This window comes from Bacillus sp. FSL K6-4563, from assembly GCF_038630405.1.
In the GTDB taxonomy this organism is placed as follows: domain Bacteria; phylum Bacillota; class Bacilli; order Bacillales; family Bacillaceae; genus Bacillus; species Bacillus pumilus.
This window is the reverse complement of the sequence record NZ_CP152030.1, coordinates 1,192,006-1,215,626: the sequence shown is the minus strand read 5'-3', so window position 1 is coordinate 1,215,626 and position 23,621 is coordinate 1,192,006. Positions and strand designations below refer to the sequence as shown.

The following is a 23,621-nucleotide window of genomic DNA, read 5'->3' as shown; positions in this document are numbered from 1 at the left end:
TTTAAACCATACAAAAATGGTCACGCTCCTTATATCGACTCGTGATGAGAGCATGAATACTATTCAAAAAAGAGCGGGACATGCTAGTGCTAAAACAACCTCAAATATTTATAGTCATGTTACAAACAAATTAGAATTTAACACTGCAGAACACTTTAATCGTTTTGATCCTAAAAATACTGAGGAACAATCTGGCGGATAAAGTTCGTCCCCAATCAAAAGAAATAGAACAAATATTCGTTATCCTAAAAACAAAAAACCCTTGTTACGCAAGGGTTTCAACGATGATTCTACGGATAAAGAATCTCTGATCTTCATGTTCATACTCTCCTTGCCGAATAAGCACCACCTTACGCTATTCGCTTAAATAGATTTTGCAATGATGATTACTCTCCGAGAGGATGCCAAGTACAGTTCATCATCATAAAATGAAAAACTGTCCTTGATACGTCTGCCGCAGACCAACTGCTATCCAGCTCAGAATGTCCCTCTCTTATGGCCAAATTCCTCATCACCTTTGTTCCGTATCCAGATACGCCATTGATAAGGGAAAAGCGCGTCTCCCAATAAAAAAAGCGAACACCAATCAAGGCACTTAAAATGCTCAATGATCAGCGCCGGCAGGTTCTTCCTTCTGGACAAAATATTCACGTTCGTTTTGCTTGTCTCTATCATACGATGATCCACTTAGGAAAAAAGGTCCCCTTTTTATCCCCCATTTTATCGTTTTTCCCTTGTATAAATTTAAATTTTTTTCATTTCCGCAACGGCCCTTACATAATTCTCCTCATTTAATATGATGTGTTGATTACATTTTTTTTAGGAGTGAGTTCAAATGAGCAATAGGCGATGTTGTCGTTGTGGAGAATGGTTAGATGTTTGTTGTTGTATAAAGACAGTTGGTGTTCCTGGAAGGCGTGGACCAGCAGGAAAACCAGGTAGACGAGGTGCTACTGGTCCTTCTGGCCCCCCTGGTGCTACTGGCGCCACAGGTCCTACTGGCCCTTCTGGTGCTACTGGCGCCACAGGTCCTACTGGCCCTTCTGGTGCTACTGGCGCTACCGGTCCTACTGGCCCTTCTGGTGCTACTGGCGCCACAGGTCCTACCGGTCCTTCTGGTGCTACTGGCGCCACCGGTCCTTCTGGTGCTACTGGCGCTACTGGTCCTACCGGCGCTACGGGGGCTACTGGAGCTACTGGTCCTACCGGAGAAGCCTGCTGTCCATGTACAAATCTTTTAACTAACCCTGGGTTTGATTTATCAGATACTGGGGAACCACCAGCATCATGGACATCTGCTACTGCTACTGTAGTTGATTTCCCAGATGCTCATAGTGGTCGTTTTGTCGGAAGTCCCACAACACCGACCATACAATCGGTTAGTATTCTAGGTTTAGACCCTAACCCACCAGTTGGGACAGTAGCAACTCCTGGCTTTATCAACCAAATTGTTCCTGTTTCAGAAGGCTGCTGCTTTACTCTTACGTTTGCAGGTGATGTGCGAGCACAAGGTGTATTAGTTGCATCGGTTTCCTTCCCACCACAAACATGCCCACCATTAATCACTAATACGGGTACTGCTGAAGGAACAGTGACAACTAACCCAATATTTACAGAGGGTATTCCGCATATTATAGCGGTATCTAACCAACCTCAAAGTGTCTTTCAAAATTATTCATTAACAGTTTGTGCACCACCAGGAGCGACTACCGCATGTATTACTTTTCAAAATATTGGTGATCCGTCTGAAGGTAGTCAGGCCCTAGTCGACAATGTTGTCTTTAAAAATGCAGGTGGCCCATGCGATACGTGTGTTCAAAACTTCTAATATTAAAGAGTTGGCAAAGGCATGTGAGTAAATATGGCTAGGAACTGCGGATGCGGAAGAAGAGTTTATAAAGAAGGAGATTTCATTGTTAAAACAAGCTGCCCTGAAATCACTTTAGAAATTATCCAAAAGGAAGATTTGTGTTTTCAAGTTAAAGGAAAAGTATCATGCAATACACTTCCTTTACAACATGTTAATGTAAATTTATCAAGTTCATCTGAAAGTATTTTAGAACCTCAAATATCTACTACTGATAAAGATGGAGGTTTTTCATCAGAATTAAATTTATTAAAGAAATCAACAAAAGAAGTTAAAATCACAGCAACTGTAATTTCTAATAAATCACCTGTAACTAAGTCCATCACCATCAACCCTTAAAGAGACTCATAAAAAGAACGCTAAATTCTTACAAAAAGAGGGGTTAATTTTACATTGACCCCTACTTTCTTAGATCCTTTATTCTTCAAGTAACTAAATGATTCCAAGGGCTGTGGAAAGATTAAATGTAGCTTGCTTTTTTAATTTATAGTATCAATCCTTCTTTAACCCCAATTCTTGGCATACCTCTAAATCTTTAACCAGGCATGACGTGAGATACTTTTTCTCGATTATATTGTAATCAAGTTCATCAAGACTGTTCTTCAATGCTCGTTCAATCTGACGTAATTTAAAGCCCATTTATTGCTTCTTGAGGCTGGTGAGAGCATTAATGCTATTCAGAAAAGAGCGGGATATGCTAGTGCTAAAACAACATGAGATATTTATGGTCATGCTACATATAAATTAGAATTTAACAACGCAGAACACTTAAATCGTTCTGATCCTAAAAATACTGAGAAACAATCTGGTGGATAAAGTTCGGCCCTCATTCGTCCCCAATCAAAAGAAACAGAACGAATATTCGTTGTCAAAAAAAACAAAAAACCCTTGCTAGGCAAGGGTTTCAACGATGATTCCGACTGGGCTCGAACCAGCGACCTCTACCCTGTCAAGGTAGCGCTCTCCCAGCTGAGCTACGGAATCAAGTTATGTATCAGTTCTGGGCTTTCTGTTACTGACAGTCTCTATTATATAACTATCATGATACATCGTCAATGGTTTTATTGAAAAAAGGTCAAAAAGCCGGCGGCTGTGCCGGCTTTTTTCTCTCCTTTATGATTGGTTGACAAGAACGGGCTTTAGTTGATCGAGTGCTTGTTTGAAGTCGCGTTTGAGGTCTTCTCCGTTTTCTACTCCTACACTTAATCGAAGTAAACCGTCCGTAATCCCTCTTTTTTCTCTTTCTTCTTTTGGCATAGCGGCATGTGACATTTTGGCCGGGTATGACAGAATGGATTCGACGGCGCCTAGGCTGACGGCGAATACTGGTAATGTGACAGCATCCACTAATTCTTTGACCGCTGCTTCGTTTTCTAATTCAAATGAAAGAACTGCTCCAGCTCCGCTTGCTTGCTTTCGCTGAATGTCTGCACCAGGATGGTCATCTAAGCCTGGATAATATACTTTTTTCACCGCAGGATGCTCTTTGAGGAATGAAGAGAGTTCAAATGCCGTTTGGCTTGCTTTTTCTAATCTGACCTGAAGGGTTTTTAACCCTCTTAATACGAGCCAGCAATCCTGCACGCCAAGGACCGCACCGAAGGAGTTTTGCAGCGAATAAAGCTCCTCACCCAGTTTCTCGTCTTTCACTACAGCTAACCCTGACAGTACATCACTATGACCGCTCAAAAATTTCGTTGCGCTGTGCAGGACAACGTCAACACCAAGATCGAGCGGACGCTGAAGAGCGGGTGTTAAAAATGTATTATCTAAAAATGTCAGACAGTCATGTTCTTTGGCAAGCTGGACGACTCCCCCAATATCCGTAATCCCTAGAGTCGGGTTTGACGGCGTTTCCATGTAAATGACTTTTGTATTCGATTGAATGCCTCTTTTGATTTCAGTCAAATCCGTCATGTCCACAAAGGTATGCTCAATGCCAAATCGCGAAAGAACTTGGGTGATCATCCGAAATGTACCACCGTACACATCTCTTGTGACAAGGACGTGATCTCCTTTTGATAATAGAAGAAAAGCGGTTGAGATGGCTGCCATGCCTGATGCAAAAGCAAGCCCTCGAGTTCCTCCTTCTAGCGCCGCAATCGTATCCTCTAATGCTTGACGTGTAGGAGTCCCCGACCTTGAGTAATCATATTGACCAAAATCATCAAAGCTGCTTTGATGAAAGGTGGACGCATGCTGAATCGGCACACTGACTGCACCTGTTGAACGGTCTGTTTTGAATGCATTATGAACGAGTTGGGTTTCGAATGTCCAATCATGTGTGGTCATTTGGCATGTACCTCCTCTTTTACTTGTGATAGTGCCTGCTTTAGGTCTGCCTTCAGGTCATCTACGTGCTCAATACCAACGGAGAAACGGAGCAGTTTGTTACACACACCGTTTGCAATGCGAATTTCCTCAGGAATATCCATGTGCGTTTGCGTCGCAGGATACGTAATGAAGCTTTCGATTCCGCCAAGACTTTCAGCAAAACATATCGTTTTCAGCTGCTTTAAAAATGGATTGACCCAGTCCTCTTCGGCTACACGGAATGACAGCATTCCTCCCTTGCCTGGGTAAAGGACATCTTGAATTTCTGGCTGTTTCTTTAGAAACTCAGCTAGCTCCTTCGCATTTGCCTCGTGCTGGCGCATTCTAAGAGCCAGTGTTTTCATCCCTCTCATTAACAGCCATGAGTCAAATGGAGATAAAACGGCGCCAATTGCGTTTTGATGCTGGAACATGTCTTCAGAGAGCTTCTCTCCTTTTGTCACCACAAGCCCGGCAAGAACGTCATTGTGTCCACCTAAATATTTGGTTGCACTATGGATGACAATGTCCGCTCCAAGCGTAATCGGCTTTTGCAAAACGGGTGTGTAAAAGGTGTTATCGACAATGACCAAAGCGCCATGTTCTTTTGCAATCTTCGCTATTTTTTGAATATCCGCTTCCTGCATAAGTGGATTTGTCGGCGTTTCAATAAAGACTGCTTTTGTGTTTGGCGTGATTTTAGAGCGTAAACAGTCTTCATCTGAAAAATCATCGTAAAGAAAACGTAAGCCGTACTTTTTCCATTCGTTTTCAAACAAACGGTATGTACCGCCATATAGGTCTGATGAGACGATGAGTTCATCACCGCTTTCAAATAGCGCCATGATCGTTTGGATCGCAGCCATTCCCGAACTGAAGGCAAATCCGGCCGTCCCTTTTTCGAGTGAAGCAATCGCATCCTCTACAAGCTGTCTTGTTGGGTTTTTCGTACGAATGTAATCAAATCCGGTTGATTCCCCTATGCCTCTATGTCTGTAGGCTGTTGAAAGATAAACGGGGGGACTGACCGTACCAGTCGCCTCTTCGCTGCGGTTTCCAATTTGCGCTAATGTCGTTTCCACATGTTCTGTCATTTGACACCATCCTAAGTAAAAATCTGATTTCAAAACAGAAAACCCCTTCTTCATAAGAAGAAGGGGTTTTAATCGCTTCCTCTTATCTTCCAAGCAAAAAAGCTGCTTGCTGGATTTAGCACCTTGGTACATCACATGAAGTGATGCATACCGGTTGCTGAGGTTTCAAAGGGCCAGTCCCTCCACCTCTCACGATAAGAATGTGTTGTCTGTCTGTTCTAATTCCTAATACTGTAACGCATTAAATCTCATTTTTCAAGAGGAATCTGAACAATTAATTGAAATTTTCTGTATTTTATAACAGATTCGGTGTTAACTGAATTGATTGCATGTTAGCATATAGGAACAACGCTATTTTTCATGTTACAATGAATGGAAACGTTTCACTTTGTGATGAAATCGGTTAGCTGGAGGAATGGATTATGGTGAAGAAAACAGGCATTATTCAAGAAGAAACATTACATTCAAAAGAACTTGGGGCGGATGTGACCCTTTTGATCTATTTGCCAGTCAATTATTCCCCCCTTTATACATATCATGTCATCATTGCCCAGGATGGTCATGATTATTTCCGCTTAGGCAAAATAGGCAGACAGGCAGAAGAATTGATGCAAAACAAAGAAATGGAACGCTCCATTATCATTGGTGTTCCTTATGAAAATGTCACGGAAAGACGGAATACGTATCATCCAGACGGCACAAAATTTGAAGCGTATAAACGCTTTTTAGCAAATGAACTTGTCCCTTATATTGATACGCATTATCCAACCTATCAAATTGGCTCAGGTCGCACGTTTATTGGTGATTCACTAGGTGCTACAATTTCTCTTATGACAGCGATTGATTATCCTTCTTTATTTGGCGGACTCATTTTGCAGTCACCTTACGTTGATGAGTCAGTCTTAGAAGCTGTTAAACAGTCGACAGCCCTTTCTCATTATGCAATTATCCATCAAATTGGACTGGAAGAAACGGCTGTGAAAACGACAGATGGCCAAGTGCTTGATTTTATTCAGCCAAACGACGATTTAAAGGCACTTCTTGAACAGTCAGGTGCGGATTATTTATTTGAGACATTCGAAGGGGATCATAAATGGACGTTTTGGCAGCCGCTCATTGCGCCTTCGTTAAAAAGAATGCTCCCATATTCGTTAATCAACTGAATTTTGTTATAATAAACAATAATAAATACTTTCTTAATCAGGAGGGAACAAGATGAAATACGGAGTTGTTATATTTCCATCAAAAAAATTGCAAGATATTGCGAACTCTTACCGGAAGCGTTATGATCCGAACTATGCACTCATACCGCCTCATTTAACACTTAGAACACCTTTTGAATTAACGGATCTAGAAGCGGCTGAGGTCGTCTCAACGTTAAGAGAGTATGCAAAAAATGTTTCTCCTATTACGTTACGTATTAAAAAATTCAGTTCATTCGCTCCTGTAAACAACGTCATTTATATGAAAGTAGAACCGAACGAGGAAATCATGGCGCTCAATGAAAGATTGTACGCAGATCCACTTGAAGGTACACCTGAATATGCCTTTGTTCCGCATGTAACAGTGGCTCAAAAACTATCAGATGATGAGCATTCAGACGTACTTGGCACATTAAAGCTGAGAAAGATTGACCATGAAGAAACAGTGGATCGCTTCCACCTTTTATATCAATTAGAGAACGGATCTTGGACCGTCTATGAAACATTTATTTTAGGAGAAGAGGGTTAAGTACACTTGAAAACAGTCATCGCAACAGCACAAACACAACGAGAAGATGCATATTACGTTCGAAAAGAAGTATTCGTCAAAGAACAAGAAGTCCCAATAGAGATTGAAATAGATGAACTAGAAGACGAGGCCATTCATTTTGTCATTTATAACGATGAAATGAAGCCTCAGGCAGCCGCTAGATTGCGGATCATTGAAGGGCCAAAGGCAAAGCTAGAACGAATTTGTGTGTTAAAAGAGGCGCGCGCTTTCGGCCTTGGCCACAAACTATTAGAAGCGCTGGAAACAGAAGCCATTGCGAATGGAGCGAAGGAAGCGGTTATGCACGCACAAGTCCAAGCTCTTCCTTTCTACGAAAAGAAAGGCTACAAAGCCGTATCTGAACCGTTTGAAGAAGCAGGAATCGCACATGTCAAAATGACAAAAACACTGTCTGTTTGACCAAAAGAAAAAGCCAGAGCATTCATGATGCCCTGGCTTTTCTTTCTTTATCATCGTTCGTCAATGGAAGAAAGCGCAATCATTTATATATACGTATTAATATGAACGCCTTTACCTTCCTCCATAAACATATCTCGTACAAAGCGTTCCCGCTTTTTTTGTTGTACTTTCGTTTCCGCTTCTGTCACTAAGTCCTCTTTTTTCTCCAGCTCTCTGTATATCTTGTCATGAAAGGTGCGAGTAACCTTAGTTACTTTCGCGTAGTCTTCTTTATCCTGAGGAGCAGGACGATTGATATATTGAAAATACAGATCCGGCTGAATCGGGGCTATATATCCCATCAAGAACGCCTCCTTTGCTTCTCTTCTACTCTACTATTCCCTAATTATGACTGTTTGAAACACGTCTCATTTGATATGATTAGATGTGTTTCTTTTTAAGATTGATTAACTATTGGAGGACTAGCTTTGAAATGCGCACGACGACATGATCGAACAATCTCATTACATACGTATTCGAGAGAACATTATCAATTCCTCCATGACGAGGGAAAAAAAGGGCACTTATTCTGCCCATATTGCGGACAACCAGTCTTTTTCAGATTAAATATACATGAAGAACCTGCCTTTATTCATAAACATATGTCTCAGCAAGAGCTGTGTGAACAAGCAGAAGAACAAGAAGATCAGAAAAAACACGCAGAACAAAAGGAAAGTGCTTCTTATAAAGAACTTGGGGGCTTCCGTTTTCCAACAGGTAAACAAATCATCTCGCAAACGAATGAATCATATGACTGGCAGGAACCAAAGTCGATTCAATTTAGTGATGCGATACATTTAGAAGAGAATGAACAAGCACATACCATCGATCTCTTTCCGCATATCACCTTTAGTACACCACAGCTTCAAGCTGTCACACATAAAGACGGTCCGATGCTAGTGCTGGCTGGCGCTGGCAGCGGGAAAACAAGAGTCCTGACAGCAAGAGCGGCTTATCTCATGTCACATCATCATATTCCTGCTCACCATATCTTACTCGTGACTTTCACCACAAAAGCCAGCAGTGAAATGAAAGAAAGACTGCGCAAGCAATATCAGCTTCACCCATCACAAGCAAGCCAAGTGGTGACAGGCACTTTCCACAGTCTTTTTTATAAAATGCTGCTTCACGATGACGCAAACAAATGGAACGGCCAGCACCTGATCAAGTTTGATTGGCAGAAGGAACAGTACATTCGGAAAGCCATCATGAATGAAGGACTAGATGAAAAAAACTACCCTACCGATCAAGTCCTGCAATCGATCGGCTTTTGGAAAAATGCTTTTTTACCAGGCGAGCTTCCTGATTTGAAGGATGAAAAAGAAAAACACATGTGGACGATCTATCAATCTTATGAACAGCAAAAACAAGACAATCAGCAATTTGACTTTGATGACATGGCCATTGCCTGCTTGCACATGCTGACTGAACAGCCTGAACTGCTGAAACGGTATCAAGAACGGTTCAAATATATATTGGTGGATGAATTTCAGGATATAAATCCAGTTCAATATCAATTGATTCAGCTGTTAGCTGGAGAATCTGAGCAGCTATTTTGTGTCGGTGATGATGATCAAGCCATTTATGCCTTTAGGGGCAGTAATCCTGCTTTCATTCTTGAATTCAAACGAGATTATCCTTCGGCACAGATTGTCCATTTACATGCCAATTATCGGTCGCATCATACAATTGTCGCAAGTGCGGATGCCATTATTAAGAAAAATCAGCATCGTTATGAGAAAACGTTAAAAGCCGTCCGATCGGAGACAATCCCTCCTACGCTCTTTTATCCATATGACGAGGAAGAGGAAGCGACCATGATCGTGGCAGATATTCAGGAGAAAATTAAAAACGGCGCAAAGCCGAATGATATCTGCGTACTCTTTCGCACCAATACGGGAGGCCGCGCGATTTATGAGCGTCTGCATCAATCTGCGATTCCGTATGAGACGGAATCTGGTGTCAAAGCCTTCTACAGCAGACGAATTGTTCGGGTTCTTCTCGCCTTTCTCTCTTTAAGTCAGGATGCCGATGATGTGGCAGCTATGAAACAGCTGCTTCCGGTTTTCTTTTTAAAGCAGCAGACCTTAAACACAATGAAGGCACTAACCATCACCGAAGATTGTTCAATGGTCGACGCACTCGGAAAACTAACAGATATTCAGCCGTTTCAACAGAAAAAACTGCAATCCATTGTTCCTCTGTTCCGCACGTTACGAAATTTAAAGCCGTCTGATGCTGTGGCGTTTATTGAACAAAAGATGGGATTTGGTGATTACTTAAAAAAACGAGTGAATGATACGAATGTGCTTGAAAAAGGGGCTGATGATGTACGAGATGTAAAAACCGCCGCCAAACGCTTTGAAACGATTGAAGCCTTTCTCGCACACGCCGAACATATGAAGTCTGCCGAAAAGGAAAAAACAGACGAACCAGGTGTTCAGCTCATGACGATTCACCGTGCAAAGGGACTGGAATTCCAAACGGTGTACATCACTTGCGTTGTCGACGGAGCACTGCCTCATGATTTCTCACTCGATGAACTCAGAAACGGTGAAGAAGAAGCCTTGGAAGAAGAGCGCCGTTTATTATACGTGGCTATGACAAGAGCTGAACAATCTCTTTATCTATCGGTTCCATCATTTAGACGAGGAAAAACCGCTCATCGCTCGCGCTTTTTGTATCCCCTTCTAAAGAAAAACCGAGAATTATTCGCAGAAAAACAACAGGCCCCCCTCTAAGCGGAGAGCCTGTTGTTTATTTTTTGTTGTTCATCATTTTAGCGATGGTATTGAAATCAAGCTTTTCTTTTCCACTTGTAATCGATTGAACGATTTTGTCTTCCATTTCTTTCGGTACACGTTTATTCGCAAGCTGCGCTACTTTTTTAATGACGCCTCGAACCGTTGCTTCATCTTTAAAGTTGGCATTTTGCAAAGAACCTGCAAGCTTAAAAACATCGTTCATATTCACACCCGTTTTATTTTCAACGCTTTTAAAGAATTTATTATCCATTCATTTGCCTCCTCTTTGTGGAGTAATCACCTTACTATATGATAATAGGCGAGATATGTGCCTATCCTAAAGCCTTGTTTGCCCAAAGAGAAAGGAAAGCAAAAGGCTCCCCTATTGCTTCCCTCACCTTCTTACTGTTTAGTTAAAGAAAGAAGCACCAACGATGATTAGAAGGATGAAAAGCACAACGACAAGAACAAATGTTGATCCATATCCGCCGCCATAACCTCCGCCGTAGCCGCCGCAAGAACCGCCACCGTAACCGTAACAACTCATATATAAGCACCTCCTCTTCTCCCTTACAAAATATGAAAAATACAACAAATGGTTTGGACGATCACATAAAAAAGTGCGGAATTTTTATTTCTGCTGTTTAAAGACGTAATCTGCCTCTCCATGACGTATCATGAATGCTTCTGTTTCTTTCGCAAAAGCATCCATTTTCACGCCAAATGCTTTTAAATGCTCCTCAAGATCCTTCGCTTTATCCGTTAGATCCATTTCAACCTTTTCATGCGCTTGCTCTTTCCCATCATGGGGGTTAGTGAACAAGGAACCGATTAATTGTTCGAATGCATCCATTCTGGTCACCCCTTCTCTCTTACATATGCATCACTCAAAAAAAGGGCAACAAAAAAACCGGATAAATCCGGCTTTTGTTTTTCCTTTATTGAGGTTTCTTTTTGTTTCCACAGCCGCAGCCTGCTTTTTTAATTTTCTTCGTATAAACAGATTGTTGATTTGACTGCGCTGGATAACCTTGAAGCGTATGTGACGGCGTTTCAGTTGGTTTCATCGCAACCCTTCCTTTCCTATTCCATGATAGTATATGCATTTTTTAAAAGCGTGTCTGATCAGAATGCCTGTTTATTTCACCAGCTTTGAGACGATCGCTTCAATAATGCCTGCTGCTGCGGCAATCGCTAATAGTAAATTAAGCCACATGCTAATGACAGGAAATAATATGTATATCAGAAGTAAAGCAGCAGTGCACCACATGCCAGTACACCAATAACAGCTTAACAGCTCTCCTACCCAAGACCGCAGCCCTTTACCTTTAATGATGATATATGTCTCTACTTCACCTTGTTCATTGACCTCTTCTTGTTCTTCATGAAATAAACGGCGGAAAGGAGCAGTAATGGTATCAAACACAATGAGCCTCGTCAGTCTAAAGGATGCGAGGGCAAACACGACAAATGACAAAGCACCGCTCAGGAGCCTCCACCTCCTTCTTTCTTCTTTTTTGCGTCCTTTCTTTATATATGCAAAAAGAAAGACCGCCATGATGAATCGAGCAGAAATAAAATTGGGTTGTACTTTTTCACACTTTCCGATTCCACCTTGAGCCTCTGCTGCATTAAATAATGTATAGATAAGAAAGGAGTGAAAGTATTGTCTATTGAAGAAAGTGCTGATTTATTATACACACAACTGTTAAACGAATTAATCAGCAATTATGATGATTTCATTGAGATCAAAGATTCCGAAAATGTCACAATTCATAAAACAGATGTAACAGCCGCACTCTCCCTTCAAGCGACCGTAACGACAATCATTACTCTTTTAATCCAGCTTCTTGTACCAGACGATGAATTGGCTGCAGATATCACAGATCAGATTTTAGCCACACAACAAGTGACAGTCCAAAAGAAAACTGTGATTCAAATCATCAATTGCCATAACATCACGATTACATTAACTGATGCATCCATTATGAACTCCGTCCAAATTCTCACTCAAACATTGAATGTACTCTTAGTTGAAGCCGGCATTCTTTGACCCTTTCTTTTTCTAACATCATGTATGAAAGAGGTGAAATAGCTTGTCTGAAAATAATAAAAAACAAGATTACAATATTGATACAAATGTAGACCCTTTAACCAGCCTGCTTGTCAGTGATGTTTTAAATAAGTACAACATTACAGCAGAAAATAGACGCCCTTTAGATGATGAACAAAAAAGAAATATTTTAAAATTAGTTGAAGACCTTCAAAAGAAGGCAAATGATTTTGTTGAATCACAGAAAGAAAAAAAACGTCAAGAAGAAACTCAAGTTGCTCAACAACCAGAAGCAACTGATTCAAAAACTAGGCGTGGAAAAAGAACAAACACATTGAGACATCGTATTCATCAGCGAAAGGAGACTGAATAAAACAACAATGAATAAAAATGGGTGCTTATATCAAGGTATTTGCCTCAATCCAAAATCAATATTTCGCATTTAATAAAGTAAACGAGAGGAGGAAGAGAATATGGAATCAAAACCTTATTCATGGGTAGCACTTGATCGCAACTGTACACATCAAGAACACCACCATCACTTCGATAGAAAGCCTGTATGTCATGACCATTGTGATGATGACGAAAACGTTTTACAAATAGCGGAGCAATTTTCGCAAAATAAGCAAATTTCAGAAGAAGTCATCATTATTAGGGATTCTTGCGATATCAATGTTTCTACAGTTGATGCTCAAATCGCAGTTTCTATTCAAGTAGCGATACAGCTGGCCTTAGTTGCAATTATTAACATTTCGATTGCTGACAATGACTTAGCTGATGAAATCGCACAAGATCTAGTACAGTTAACGTCATCTAAACAAGCAAACCGTCAAAAACTTGTCATTGAAAATTCTCGAGATGTAAGTGTTACAACAGTCGATGCAGATGTAGCAGTTTCAGTTCAAGCGCTTGTACAAATTTTAGCTGCGCTAATCGTTGCAATCGGTATCCTCTAATGTCCAAAAGCAGAGCGAAAAGCTCTGCTTTTCCTTTTATAAAAATACAACAAATATAAATGGTCATTTACCCACACCAACTAGAGGGCGCATACATATGTTGTTAAGGACTAAAGTCAAATACCTTGTTAAAGGAGCTGAAATCCATGAGCTGCGGAAAACACCATGGCCGACATGATGAAAACTGTGTATGCGATGCGGTTGATAAGATTTTAGCAGAGCAGGAAGCCGTAGAAGATAAATGTCCTACGAGCTGCTACAGTAATTTATTAAGCCCAACCGTTTCTGGAAAAGATACGATTCCGTTTTTACTTTTCGATAAAAAGGGCGGATTGTTCTCTACTTTCGGAAACATTGGAGGATTTGTTGACGATTGCCAATGCTTCGAATCCATTTTCTTCCGGGTTGAAAAATTACACGACTGCTGTGCTACGTTATCTGTATTAAGACCTGTTGATGTACACGGACATACGCTAAGCGTGTGTCACCCTTGTGACCCTGACTTCTTTGGTTTAGAGAAAACGGACTTTTGTATTGAGGTTGATCTAAACTGCTTCTGCGCAATCCAATGCTTAAACCCAGAGCTTGTCGACAGAGTCATGCCATCGAAAGATAAAAAGCATCATCACCACGGCTAAATCAACCGGCCGTTGATCTAACTTGTCATGAGTCAAAGCATCCCCTTCCTTACGAATGACAGTCAATCATGCGGAGCAGTCAGCATAAGAGCTGCCGCTGCCGCATTGATTGAAAGTAGAAGTATCAGCCGGCAAAGATAGCTTGTAGATGATGACAGTGCTCAAACACTCAAACAAAATTCCTAGTATAGGAGGGTTGAATATGAGCCGCAAACATTCATGGAGCTGTGTAGCAGAGGCTGTTGAAAACATTAACGACTTACAAAATGCCGTCGAAGAAGAATGCCCGACTAGCTGTTACAGTAATCTCCTTTCTTCATCTCATTCATTAGGTGACACTGTCCCGTTTGTTCTCTTTACATCCAAATCAAAACCATTCGTCGCATTCGGAAACGTCGGAGAAGTAGATGCAGGCCCTTGCTTCAGCACTGCATTTTTCAGAGTCGAACATATCTGTGATCACTGCGCAACACTCAGCTTGCTTATCGCATTTGACAAAGACCGTCATATTTTAGATTTTACAGATAAAGATTCCGTATGTGATGTGTTCCGATTAGAAAAATCGAAGTATTGCATTGAAGTAGATCTTGACTGCTTCTGCGCAATCGAGTGCTTAAATCCACGACTCATCAACCGTAACTGCTAACAAAAAAAGTCCCTCTATGGGACTTTTTTTATTCGTTAAAAGCCAAGCGGATGAATCGAGGAAATTTCATCTATTGCTAATTCAACTGGATTTCCCCCGCCCGCTGTTCGAATGACCACTGTATCTTCTTTTCGATCCATGATAATCCCTCTATATGTTTTACCATCAGCTTCAATTAGGCAAAGGGCTCTTGGCATATTATGAGGCAGGCTTGTGAGAAAATCGACTTTTTCGTCAATGCTCATCTGACTTAAAGGCTTTTTCACTCGTTTTCTTCTAGGTTCTTCTTTTGTTTCATGAAAAACGCCTTCTGGCGGCTTCTCCTCTTCTCGCTGAGGTTTTCGTTCTTGTATAAGCTCTGGTTCTTTTGTGATGTCTTTTTTTTGAGTAAGCTCTGGTTCTTTTGTGATGTCTTCTTCTTGGGTAAGCTCTGCTTCTCTCATCATGTTTTGCTCTTGCTGACGCGCAGGCGGCTCGGCTTCTTTTTTCTTCTCGATTTCTTGAGCCACAGGTTCCTCGTGTATACTTTCTTCGATCACATCTTTTTCACTCTTAGGACTTTCTTGTGGTTTTTCTGATTTCTTTCGCTTTCTCACAATATTTTGCATGGCCGGCATTGATTCATCATAGCTCGGCTGAACAATATACATAAGTGGCTTCTGGTTCTCATCACCTTTATTTGACATACTAATCCCTCCCGAATGATTCATTCCTTATATATATGAGCGGACGCCTCAAATCAGAAGAAAAATAAAAAAACAGCATACCCTTATTCGGTATGCTGCAAATCATTTAATTGGTTAGCGAGCAATGATATGGAAGCCAGAATCAACATGCAGATTCTCACCTGTCATGCCGCGTGATAGATCACTGAATAAGAATAGAGCTGTATCGCCAACTTCTTCAGGAGTCGTTGTACGGCGAAGCGGTGCACGCTCTTCAATATCCTTCAGAATGGTATTAAAACCACTGATGCCTTTTGCAGACAGCGTACGAATTGGACCAGCAGAAATACTATTCACACGGATACCTTCTGCGCCTAAATCAGCTGCTAAGTATTTCACACTTGCTTCAAGTGCTGCTTTTGCTACACCCATTACGTTGTAGTTAGAAACCACACGCTCTCCGCCTAGGTATGTAAGCGTGACAATGCTTCCACCTTCTGTCATCAATGGACGTGCTGCTTTTGCTACAGCTGTTAAAGAGTATGCACTAATGTTGTGCGCCAAAAGGAAACCTTCACGGTTCGTGTTTAAGTATTCACCGACAAGCTCTTCCTTGTTTGCAAATGCAATCGCATGCGCAACGCCATGAATGACTTGTACTTTTTCTTTAATTGTAGCGAAACATTTTTCGATTTCTTCGTCACTTGTCACGTCACATGGAAGAATGATTGAATCATCGCGCTCAAGTGTGCTTGCAAGTTCTTTTACAGATTCAGCAAGACGATCTCCAACATAAGTAAAAATCAAACGAGCTCCAGCTTCGTGAAGTGAGCGGGCAATTCCCCAAGCGATGCTTCGTTTATTGGCAACACCCATTACCACGATATTACGGCCTTCTAAAGAAAAGTTCATATGTAATAAAGCCTCCTATTTTTTCAAGACATAGTATTAGTACCTGATCATAATATTATCACAGATCATGAGAGAATGACAATTTCCGCAGAAAGAAAGTTTCTTTTTCATCAAAAAACCGTCCTCGCAAATGAAGACGGTTCGATTCTCTCATCGTTTGAGCCGGTTTTGCTGATAAGCAAAATGGTTGGTAGGTCCGTGTCCAGCCCCAATATTCAAAGGGAACTTGATGGCTTCATGGACAAAGATTTCTGCTGTGTCAAAAGCCTCCCTCATGGAGGATCCTTTCGCAATTTCGGCTGTTAATGCCGCTGCAAACGTGCAGCCTGTGCCATGTGTATGCGGTGTATCAATATGTTCATTTGTGACTTCTATAAAGCCTTTTCCATCATACAACAGGTCTGTAATCATCCCGCCAGATGGACCGTGACCGCCTTTGATCACGACATGTTTCGTTCCAAGCTCATATAGGCGCTCCGCTGCTAGATAGCGATCCTCTTTTGTCTGAATCCACACGCCTGTCAGCACTTCTGCCTCAGGAAGATTCGGCGTTACGGCATAGCTGACAGGCAGCAAGTGTGTTTTCAACGCTGTGACCGCATCTTCATTTAATAAAGAAGCGCCTCCTTTTGCGATCATCACTGGATCGACAATGAGCTTCATGTCATATTGAACCGTTTTTTCAGCAACTATCTTGATCATGTCTGCGCTCCACAGCATTCCTGTTTTGACGGCATCTGGCAGTAAATCCTCTGCCACTGCATCAATTTGACTTTCTAACGCCTCGTTTGAAAGCGGATATACTCCGTGAACACCTAGTGTGTTTTGTGCTGTAATCGCTGTGATCGCAGACATTCCGAACACACCGAGCTCCTGAAAGGTTTTTAAATCAGCTTGAATGCCTGCTCCGCCGCCAGAATCAGAACCTGCAATTGTGAATGCTTTTTTGATCGTCATTTCATCACACCTCTCATTAGCCAATCCATTGATGATAAATGGTTCTTGCTTTTGCCATATCATTTGTGCCATGGACAAGAGCTCTGCCGTCTTTAAATAAGACAAGCTTATATTCATCCTTTTGACAGGAAAGCAAATACGGATTTTCAAGGACATCCATCCCTGCTTTCTTTAACCGAAGAGCCACTTCGTTTAATGGCGGCGGGGTTTCGGCTGCACTGCGGATTTGGACCGTATTGCGGCCGCATAGTACATCTGCTTTCGCTCTCTTGTCATAGGAGAGAAAAGGATATGTCTTCAGTCCGCAGCTTGGACATTGCTTCTTCTTTAAAGAGCTGGTTGATCGGATGTCAGACCGCTCATTGGTCCATAAATCAAAGGATCTTAAAATTGGCGTCACTTGATGACCTGTTAAACACTTCAGGGCATCTGCCACTTGATATGATGCGACCTGCTGCACAACTGGACTAATGATACCGGCTGTATCACATGTCATGCCTTGTGCGGGTAAATGTTCAAGCAGGCAGTGTAAACACGGCGTTTCACCTGGCATGACAGTAAATTGAATACCATAGCTGGCGACACAAGCTCCATAAAGGAATGGAATTTGATGTTTGACGGCAGCATCATTTGCGATCATCCTTACCTCAAAATTATCCGCTGCATCCACGATAATCGAAGCCCCGCTGACAAGTTCATCAATATGTTCAGCGGTCACATCAATGACAATTCCTTTGACATGCACGTCACTGTTCACCTGCTTGAGTCTATTTTCAGCCGCCACGGCCTTTGGCAGTCGATCCTGTACATCTTGCTCCGTGTAAAGCTGCTGACGCTGAAGGTTGCTCCATTCAATATAATCTCGATCCAAAATGGTGACAGATCCAACGCCAGCACGAACGAGCATTTCCGCACTAGCTGTTCCAAGCGCTCCTGCACCAATAATGACAGCCTTTGAGTCATTTAACCGCTTTTGCCCCTCTATGCCGATTGGCTGAAAGAGCTCTTGTCGTGAATAACGTGTGCTCAAAATGCCGGCATTCCTTCCTGCGGACTGCTTGCTGTCCCGTAGTTTTTCAAAGGAATACGTCCCGCCTCGAAGCCTAGCCTTCCTGATTCAATCGCCAGCTTCATGGCTTTAGCCATTTTCACAGGGTCCTTTGCACCTGACACAGCGGTGTTCAGTAATACAGCGTCAGCCCCTAGCTCCATCGCATAAACCGCATCCTTTGGAGAGCCTACACCAGCATCAATAATCACCGGTACCTTTGCCTGCTCGATAATAAATGAGAGATTCAAAGGGTTTAGTAAGCCTTGCCCTGAACCAATCGGCGAAGCACCTGGCATGATGGCATGGACACCAAGCTCTTCTAATTTTCTTGCCAGTACCACATCATCAGATGTATATGGCAGCACGATAAATCCTTCTTCGAGTAGCATTTCGGATGCTTTTAACGTTTCGACTGGATCTGGCAGAAGAGACCTTGAGCAGCCAATGACTTCTACCTTGATCATGTCACACAGTCCAGAAGCCTTCGCTAATCGAGCAATACGAACTGCCTCTTCCGCTGTACTAGCACCAGCTGTATTCGGAAGCAGCGTATATTTTGATAAATCAAGCTGCTCCAAAAAGTTTGGCTGAGATGCTTCGAAAATGTTCATTCTTCTCACAGCAAAGGTTAATATTTCTGCTTCTGATACGTTCACGGCTTCTTTTTGAACTTCAAATGATGGATACTTCCCTGTACCAAGTAATAATCTAGATGTGAATGTTTTTCCGCCAATATGCAGCATGTTGTCATCCTCCTCCTACAAAGTGAACGATTTCGATCGTGTCATTAGGTTGAATTTTCACTTGTTGAAACGCTTCTTTATCAATAATTTCTTGGTTCTTTTCCACAATCACTACTCGATTTTCAAGCTGATAGTCTGATAGCAGGTTATAGATCGTTCCATTCTCTTGATTGAAATCAACGATTCTGCCATTCAATTGAATTTTCATACAAACAGTGCCTCCTTTCGGTCAATACGAAATGCGTGAAGCCATTCTTTTTTGACCGGTTCACCTAATATCAGGTCGCGAATGATCTTTCCAGTAATCGGAGCAAGTAAAATACCATTTCTGTAATGACCAGCAGCAAAAAGAATACGCCGATCTTCTGGATGTCTTCCGATGTAGGGATGCTGGTCGCTTGTCGCCGGACGAAGGCCAGCCCAGCACTGATCAATCGACATCTCCTTGATTGAAGGCATCAGCTGAGACGCCTTTTGAATGACAGCTTCGATGCCGCCAAGCGTCGGAACAGTTTGCCACTCGTTTGGCTTCATCGTTGCGCCAACGACCAGTTTGCCGCTATCTCGTTGAACGATGTAACTATGATCATGATAAATGGTGTGTTGGAGTGCTGGACCATGATTCCATACAGACACACATTCCCCTTTTACTGGATAAAGAGAATGAGATAATCCAAGCTCTTCAAAAAAACGGCCAGACCACACACCACTTGCTACAGTTAGTTCATCACATGTGAATGTTCCCATCGTTGTTCTAATTGCTAACGCTTCTTTCTCCCGCTTCACTTCGATCACGGGTGTACACTCTTTCACTTCTGCCCCGTACCTGACCGCCGCCTGCCAAAATGCCCGGCATACCGCATAAGGTTCGACATGAACATCCTCTTTAATCAAACCTGCTCCTAAGATGTTCTCTGCTATTTGAGGCATGCATTTTTTTACGCTGCCTGCGTCCATCCACTCAAATGTAGACAAATGCTGCATCCGGCAAAGTGCTTGTTTCTCCTCTTCGGTAAAGGCTACCTTCATGATACCGCCCGCTGATGTTCGAATATCAATGCCAGATTCATGCTGTAGATCGACTTTTAACTTTTCGTACAATGCCTGGCTTGCTCTGCCTACTTGAAAAAAAATATCCTCATGACCCTCTCCTTCAGCATGTGCACCAAGCATCCCAGCAGCCGCACTTGTCGTTTGCTTCCCTACCTCATTCGCCTCAAATAAGACGACCTGCTTTCCTGCTTTTGCAAGGTGATAGGCAATGGACATCCCTATGATTCCACCACCAATGATTGCCACATCATAATGCTTCTTCATAAGGATGCTCCTTTACTTGTTTAGAAAATGCTTGTGCCATCTTGCGCGGCTGATGATGAGTAAAAATTCCAGACATGACAGCAATCCCTTTCACATTCGCGTGTCTCAATTCTGGAATGCGGTCAGGTGTCACACCACCGATTGCCACGACTGGAATAGATAGTAGAGATGTCAGTTCTTTCACAAGCTGTACGCCTCTTGCCTGAAGTCCTGGTTTACAAGTGGTGTCATATACGTGCCCAAATATGACATACTCTGCTCCATTTTTCTCAGCTGCTTTCCCTTCTTCAATCGAATGAACAGAGACGCCCGCATGAAGATGAGGGAATTTTTGCCGCAGCTCTTTTGGCGAAAAGCTATGGCCCGGGAGATGTACCCGGTGAATATTGGTGAGCAGTGCAACGTCTACTCTGTCGTTGATGATGAGCTTCTCTTTCGGTACACCTTCTAAAAGGAGACCTTTCACGAGATCAACAAGCTCACTTGCTGTTTTAGACCGTTCCCGGATATGAATAAAATCCACTTCAGGTGCAATGTTTTTTATTTGTTTGATCAGCTCACCCGCAGGAAGCGAATCATTTGTCACTGCGTGGAGTTCCATTTGCACCAACCCCATCTAAGCATGCTGTTTGCCACATTTCTTTTTGATACGCCATCTCCCAGAAATGGTATTCGTAATAGCTTGAAATCACAAAATTTTCTTTCATATTGGCCCGTACATGTTCTGGTGCTTTTTCGGCTAGTTCATCAAAGCGGTTGACTTGTTCAAAGACAAGTTCCTTAAACCAATCCCCTCCATATGTCAAAATCCATTCCTGATAAATCGGATGGTCAGGTGTGGTTTGTTTCAGCTTTTCACCCACCTCATAATAAAGCCAGTAGCACGGCAATAACGCAGCTAATATCTCTTCGAATCGTCCGCTTTTCACAGATCGGTACATATGAGACGTATACGCATATGCAGTGGGAGAAGGCTTAAAGTTCTCGATGGCTTCATCTGAAATCTCTAAAAGCTCTGTAAACTTTCTATGCAGCGACAGCTCTGCTTCATACGTTCCCTGCGCATGATACGCCATTCTGCCCGTCGTATGTAAGTCCTCACTAATTGCCGCTCCATATGCTTGCACCTTTGCAAAATGAGTTAAATAATATGAATCTTGCATCACATAATACGTGAAACGATCGAGTGACAGCGTGCCATCGCCAATCCCTTTCACAAAGGGGTGTGTAAAGCTTCCATTCCACCATGGTGCTGCTGCTTCTTTACATTCAGTTGAAAATGTCATGTTTCTCTCCTCCTGTTTTTCCATATAAAAAAGCCACTTTCCGTATGGAAAGTGGCTTGGAATTTGTAAAAAGCATAATCAAAAACCGCACCACTTCCCTACGCAGGTATGAACCTGTTCAGGTAATGAGGGTCTAAAAGTCGATACTTTTATCTCAGCCCTTTTAAAGGACTCCCCTAGTGGATCAAATATATGATGTTGTACTTCTATCTTAATCAGGAATTGTTCATTGGTCAAGGGTTCATTCTCACTCTAATTGGGCTCTAAGTCCTGCTACATACTCACGAGAGCCCGACACAAGCACACGGTCACCACTTCTAAGCGTCGTATCTCCATGTGGTACTAAGCTGTCTATCCCTCTGAAAATACGGACAAAGACCAAATCGCCGGTAAACGGAAATTCCCTCAGCATGACATTGTGGTAGCGATGATTGTTCATTTGAATTTGATACAAGGAAGTATCCTCATTTGTTAATAATCGAATCGCATCCGGTGCTTCAATCAAGGCTCTTAGCACCGTTTTAGATGATAGGAAATTAGAAAACGTATCAATGCCCGCTTCCTTCAATGTTAGCTCTGCCTCAGCTTTGCTCACACTCGCAATGACTTGTTTTGCTCCTTCTTCCTTTGCAAATAAAGCAATTTCCTTATTTTTCGTCTCACTGCCTGTTGCGACGACGAGGACATCCTCCTGGCCAACGCCTGCCTTTCGCAGCGTCTCATCGTCGTACTCTTCAATTGATTCGACTTCAAAGATGGAGTCGGCGAGCATCGCTTCTTTATTTTCTTGAAAGACATGCAAAATTCGAATATCATATTCATCCTGATGTAAATCGAGTGTGACAGGTAAGGTCAGCTGATTTGCACCAATAAAGGTCACACGTTTTTTATGGCTCACAGCTTGTTCTTTTTTAAACAGTGCTTTAAACCAAACTGGCGTTAAAATACTCGTGAGTATCGCGACTAAAATTAGCGCGCCGGACATTTTATGATCAATGACTCCGAGCCGCTCCCCGATCGTCGCAGCTGCAATGACGAGTGATAATGTCGATGTTAATAAAAAGCCAGAGCCGATCACTTTTTTCATGTCATACCATTTTTTCAAATAAAGAATCGGGATGAGTTTACTAATCAGTAATGCAATAAATAGCAGCGGGATCATGATCATAATGTTTGGGTCCTTGAACAGTGCCCATATATTCAAATCCACTCCGACCATCACAAAGAAGATGGGGATCAAAAATCCGTAGCCAAATGAATCCAGCTGCTGGACAAGCTCTTTATTCGGCGAAAGAAGGGACACAAGTACGCCCGCTAAAAACGCCCCAAGAATATTTTCAGCACCGAGTGATTCAGATAAAGCAACTAAGACTATAATGAGAGTAAAGATCGCCCTTGTCCCAATTTGCACGGTCCCTTTTGACATGGACTGAAAAATTGACTTTGTCTTAAATACGCGGCCAAATAAATAAAGAAGGATGCCCGCAGCAAATAATAAGAGCAGAAGCCACATATTCCCTGTACCATCGCCATAAATGGAGGAAAATACAGCAAGTAAAATCATCGTCACCAAATCCGCAATGACAGCGACAAGCAAGATGATTTGACCGATATTCGTCTGCATCAATTTTTCCTCTTTTAAGGTGGGAACCACTACCCCTAATGAGATCGTCGATATAATGAGCGTCATTAAAAAGGCATTTTGGATAAACCCTGCAAGGACAAACGCATAGGACAGAATAAAAGAAATACTAAATACGCCAAGAAAAACAATAGTGGCTGCTTTAAACGTATTCGGTTCTTTTAGACCATTTGGTAGTTCTCGTGCTTTCTTCTTTGACTCGAAAGAAGAAAAATCTATTTCAAGTCCACTTAAAAACATCAGAAAAATAAAACCGAGCATGGATAACGTATCTAACCATGCATCATGTTCAACTACCAGTTGAAGACCGCTTTTTCCAATGATGAGCCCCATGATGATTTCAGCAACAACGACCGGAATGGTCAGCTTAAATCGGTGCAATAAAAGTGGGGTGAAAAAGGCGACAATAATAACGACAACGAGTGATGAAACAGATGTATGCTCCATTGGCTAAAGCCTCCTAACATTGATGTTTAATCTTTTAAGGTTTACGTTAAAGCATTGATTCTAACAATTGCCTAAATGA

At 42.1% G+C, this 23,621-nt stretch carries 30 protein-coding genes, 1 tRNA gene and 2 riboswitches; of the genes, 12 read left to right on the top strand and 19 right to left on the bottom strand.

All coding sequences use genetic code 11. The annotated features are described in order from the left end of the window. The first annotated feature begins 52 nt into the window (after nucleotides 1-52). The 3 genes from MHH54_RS05940 (at nucleotide 53) to MHH54_RS05930 (ending at nucleotide 2,206) form a co-directional block, all read left to right on the top strand. Nucleotides 53-202, top strand: a complete 150-nt coding sequence (locus MHH54_RS05940; protein ID WP_155114456.1) for a hypothetical protein — start codon at nucleotides 53-55, stop codon at nucleotides 200-202. 633 nt (nucleotides 203-835) lie between these two features. After that, nucleotides 836-1,828, top strand: coding sequence for a collagen-like protein (locus MHH54_RS05935; protein ID WP_342500782.1), 993 nt, complete (start codon nucleotides 836-838; stop codon nucleotides 1,826-1,828). A 33-nt stretch (nucleotides 1,829-1,861) separates the two neighbouring features. Further along, a complete protein-coding gene (locus MHH54_RS05930) occupies nucleotides 1,862-2,206 on the top strand; it encodes a hypothetical protein (protein ID WP_155114457.1) in 345 nt (114 codons plus the stop codon). A 572-nt stretch (nucleotides 2,207-2,778) separates the two neighbouring features. Here MHH54_RS05930 and MHH54_RS05925 read toward each other — a convergent pair. The 3 genes from MHH54_RS05925 to MHH54_RS05915 form a co-directional block, all read right to left on the bottom strand. After that, a tRNA-Val gene (locus MHH54_RS05925) sits at nucleotides 2,779-2,851 on the bottom strand. 129 nt (nucleotides 2,852-2,980) lie between these two features. After that, on the bottom strand, nucleotides 2,981-4,159 hold the full coding sequence (gene metC, locus MHH54_RS05920) for a cystathionine beta-lyase (protein ID WP_003212455.1): 1,179 nt from the start codon (nucleotides 4,157-4,159) through the stop codon (nucleotides 2,981-2,983). After that, on the bottom strand, nucleotides 4,156-5,274 hold the full coding sequence (locus tag MHH54_RS05915) for a methionine biosynthesis PLP-dependent protein (protein ID WP_034619989.1): 1,119 nt from the start codon (nucleotides 5,272-5,274) through the stop codon (nucleotides 4,156-4,158). The genes metC and MHH54_RS05915 overlap by 4 nt, the downstream gene beginning before the upstream one ends. A gap of 79 nt (nucleotides 5,275-5,353) precedes the next feature. Continuing rightward, a riboswitch (SAM riboswitch) is annotated at nucleotides 5,354-5,475 on the bottom strand. 221 nt (nucleotides 5,476-5,696) lie between these two features. Between MHH54_RS05915 and MHH54_RS05910 the strand changes: the two genes are divergently transcribed. From MHH54_RS05910 to MHH54_RS05900, 3 genes are read left to right on the top strand one after another with little or no spacing between them, the layout of a single operon-like run. Next, nucleotides 5,697-6,437: an esterase family protein gene (locus MHH54_RS05910; RefSeq protein ID WP_003211044.1), complete on the top strand. Its 741-nt coding sequence runs from the start codon at nucleotides 5,697-5,699 to the stop codon at nucleotides 6,435-6,437. A 52-nt stretch (nucleotides 6,438-6,489) separates the two neighbouring features. Then, on the top strand, nucleotides 6,490-7,005 hold the full coding sequence (locus tag MHH54_RS05905; protein WP_003210845.1) for a YjcG family protein: 516 nt from the start codon (nucleotides 6,490-6,492) through the stop codon (nucleotides 7,003-7,005). 6 nt (nucleotides 7,006-7,011) lie between these two features. Further along, nucleotides 7,012-7,446, top strand: coding sequence for a GNAT family N-acetyltransferase (locus tag MHH54_RS05900; RefSeq protein ID WP_003211517.1), 435 nt, complete (start codon nucleotides 7,012-7,014; stop codon nucleotides 7,444-7,446). 83 nt (nucleotides 7,447-7,529) lie between these two features. Here the strand turns inward: MHH54_RS05900 and MHH54_RS05895 are convergent, their stop codons facing one another. After that, nucleotides 7,530-7,787: a hypothetical protein gene (locus tag MHH54_RS05895; RefSeq protein ID WP_003210759.1), complete on the bottom strand. Its 258-nt coding sequence runs from the start codon at nucleotides 7,785-7,787 to the stop codon at nucleotides 7,530-7,532. Nucleotides 7,788-7,913: 126 nt separating this feature from the next. Between MHH54_RS05895 and MHH54_RS05890 the strand changes: the two genes are divergently transcribed. After that, entirely contained in the window at nucleotides 7,914-10,226 is a 2,313-nt protein-coding gene (locus MHH54_RS05890; RefSeq protein WP_226805035.1) for an ATP-dependent helicase, read from the top strand. A gap of 16 nt (nucleotides 10,227-10,242) precedes the next feature. On the opposite strand, the gene MHH54_RS05885 is transcribed toward MHH54_RS05890, so the two are convergent. The 5 genes from MHH54_RS05885 to MHH54_RS05865 all read right to left on the bottom strand — a co-directional run bounded on the left by MHH54_RS05885 (nucleotide 10,243) and on the right by MHH54_RS05865 (nucleotide 11,718). Further along, nucleotides 10,243-10,500, bottom strand: coding sequence for a stage VI sporulation protein F (locus tag MHH54_RS05885; RefSeq protein WP_003212292.1), 258 nt, complete (start codon nucleotides 10,498-10,500; stop codon nucleotides 10,243-10,245). A 138-nt stretch (nucleotides 10,501-10,638) separates the two neighbouring features. Beyond that, nucleotides 10,639-10,776, bottom strand: a complete 138-nt coding sequence (locus MHH54_RS05880) for a YjcZ family sporulation protein (RefSeq protein ID WP_003212017.1) — start codon at nucleotides 10,774-10,776, stop codon at nucleotides 10,639-10,641. An 84-nt stretch (nucleotides 10,777-10,860) separates the two neighbouring features. After that, a complete protein-coding gene (locus tag MHH54_RS05875; RefSeq protein WP_003211789.1) occupies nucleotides 10,861-11,082 on the bottom strand; it encodes a hypothetical protein in 222 nt (73 codons plus the stop codon). Nucleotides 11,083-11,167: 85 nt separating this feature from the next. Then, nucleotides 11,168-11,296, bottom strand: coding sequence for a hypothetical protein (locus MHH54_RS05870; RefSeq protein ID WP_003211271.1), 129 nt, complete (start codon nucleotides 11,294-11,296; stop codon nucleotides 11,168-11,170). Between the two features lie 71 nt (nucleotides 11,297-11,367). Then, nucleotides 11,368-11,718 (bottom strand): DUF1360 domain-containing protein, encoded by a 351-nt coding sequence (locus MHH54_RS05865; protein ID WP_034620057.1) that lies wholly within the window; start codon nucleotides 11,716-11,718, stop codon nucleotides 11,368-11,370. 168 nt (nucleotides 11,719-11,886) lie between these two features. On the opposite strand from MHH54_RS05865, the gene MHH54_RS05860 reads away from it, so the two are divergent. From MHH54_RS05860 to MHH54_RS05840, 5 genes are all read left to right on the top strand, one after another. Continuing rightward, entirely contained in the window at nucleotides 11,887-12,282 is a 396-nt protein-coding gene (locus MHH54_RS05860; RefSeq protein ID WP_226805033.1) for a spore coat protein, read from the top strand. Nucleotides 12,283-12,325: 43 nt separating this feature from the next. Beyond that, nucleotides 12,326-12,655: a hypothetical protein gene (locus tag MHH54_RS05855; protein ID WP_034619991.1), complete on the top strand. Its 330-nt coding sequence runs from the start codon at nucleotides 12,326-12,328 to the stop codon at nucleotides 12,653-12,655. A 100-nt stretch (nucleotides 12,656-12,755) separates the two neighbouring features. Beyond that, the gene (locus MHH54_RS05850; RefSeq protein WP_003212213.1) at nucleotides 12,756-13,238 is read left to right on the top strand and encodes a spore coat protein; all 483 of its coding nucleotides are present in this window, start codon (nucleotides 12,756-12,758) and stop codon (nucleotides 13,236-13,238) included. Between the two features lie 146 nt (nucleotides 13,239-13,384). Further along, nucleotides 13,385-13,876, top strand: a complete 492-nt coding sequence (locus tag MHH54_RS05845; RefSeq protein ID WP_003211658.1) for a CotY/CotZ family spore coat protein — start codon at nucleotides 13,385-13,387, stop codon at nucleotides 13,874-13,876. 202 nt (nucleotides 13,877-14,078) lie between these two features. Next, on the top strand, nucleotides 14,079-14,522 hold the full coding sequence (locus MHH54_RS05840; protein ID WP_003212499.1) for a CotY/CotZ family spore coat protein: 444 nt from the start codon (nucleotides 14,079-14,081) through the stop codon (nucleotides 14,520-14,522). A 35-nt stretch (nucleotides 14,523-14,557) separates the two neighbouring features. On the opposite strand, the gene MHH54_RS05835 is transcribed toward MHH54_RS05840, so the two are convergent. The 10 genes from MHH54_RS05835 to MHH54_RS05790 form a co-directional block, all read right to left on the bottom strand. Further along, nucleotides 14,558-15,208, bottom strand: coding sequence for a CotO family spore coat protein (locus MHH54_RS05835; protein WP_003211290.1), 651 nt, complete (start codon nucleotides 15,206-15,208; stop codon nucleotides 14,558-14,560). Between the two features lie 114 nt (nucleotides 15,209-15,322). Then, nucleotides 15,323-16,099 carry an enoyl-ACP reductase FabI gene (fabI, locus tag MHH54_RS05830; protein ID WP_003211867.1) on the bottom strand — a complete coding sequence of 259 codons (777 nt, stop codon included), beginning with the start codon at nucleotides 16,097-16,099 and terminating at the stop codon, nucleotides 15,323-15,325. A 150-nt stretch (nucleotides 16,100-16,249) separates the two neighbouring features. Continuing rightward, complete coding sequence (gene thiD / locus MHH54_RS05825; protein ID WP_342500781.1) at nucleotides 16,250-17,056, bottom strand: bifunctional hydroxymethylpyrimidine kinase/phosphomethylpyrimidine kinase; 807 nt, start codon at nucleotides 17,054-17,056, stop codon at nucleotides 16,250-16,252. 16 nt (nucleotides 17,057-17,072) lie between these two features. After that, nucleotides 17,073-18,086, bottom strand: a complete 1,014-nt coding sequence (locus tag MHH54_RS05820; protein WP_106030379.1) for a thiazole biosynthesis adenylyltransferase ThiF — start codon at nucleotides 18,084-18,086, stop codon at nucleotides 17,073-17,075. Continuing rightward, nucleotides 18,083-18,850 (bottom strand): thiazole synthase, encoded by a 768-nt coding sequence (locus MHH54_RS05815; RefSeq protein WP_106035863.1) that lies wholly within the window; start codon nucleotides 18,848-18,850, stop codon nucleotides 18,083-18,085. Before MHH54_RS05815 ends, MHH54_RS05820 begins: the two co-directional genes overlap by 4 nt. A gap of 4 nt (nucleotides 18,851-18,854) precedes the next feature. After that, on the bottom strand, nucleotides 18,855-19,058 hold the full coding sequence (thiS, locus tag MHH54_RS05810) for a sulfur carrier protein ThiS (protein WP_106030381.1): 204 nt from the start codon (nucleotides 19,056-19,058) through the stop codon (nucleotides 18,855-18,857). Further along, complete coding sequence (gene thiO, locus MHH54_RS05805; RefSeq protein ID WP_106030382.1) at nucleotides 19,055-20,167, bottom strand: glycine oxidase ThiO; 1,113 nt, start codon at nucleotides 20,165-20,167, stop codon at nucleotides 19,055-19,057. Before thiO ends, thiS begins: the two co-directional genes overlap by 4 nt. Continuing rightward, entirely contained in the window at nucleotides 20,151-20,768 is a 618-nt protein-coding gene (tenI, locus tag MHH54_RS05800; protein ID WP_003211366.1) for a thiazole tautomerase TenI, read from the bottom strand. Before tenI ends, thiO begins: the two co-directional genes overlap by 17 nt. Beyond that, the gene (gene tenA, locus MHH54_RS05795) at nucleotides 20,743-21,453 is read right to left on the bottom strand and encodes a thiaminase II (RefSeq protein WP_003211004.1); all 711 of its coding nucleotides are present in this window, start codon (nucleotides 21,451-21,453) and stop codon (nucleotides 20,743-20,745) included. Before tenA ends, tenI begins: the two co-directional genes overlap by 26 nt. A 78-nt stretch (nucleotides 21,454-21,531) precedes the next feature. After that, nucleotides 21,532-21,641: riboswitch (TPP riboswitch) on the bottom strand. Nucleotides 21,642-21,700: 59 nt separating this feature from the next. Next, nucleotides 21,701-23,542 (bottom strand): monovalent cation:proton antiporter family protein, encoded by a 1,842-nt coding sequence (locus MHH54_RS05790; RefSeq protein WP_106030383.1) that lies wholly within the window; start codon nucleotides 23,540-23,542, stop codon nucleotides 21,701-21,703. Nucleotides 23,543-23,621: the final 79 nt, after the last annotated feature.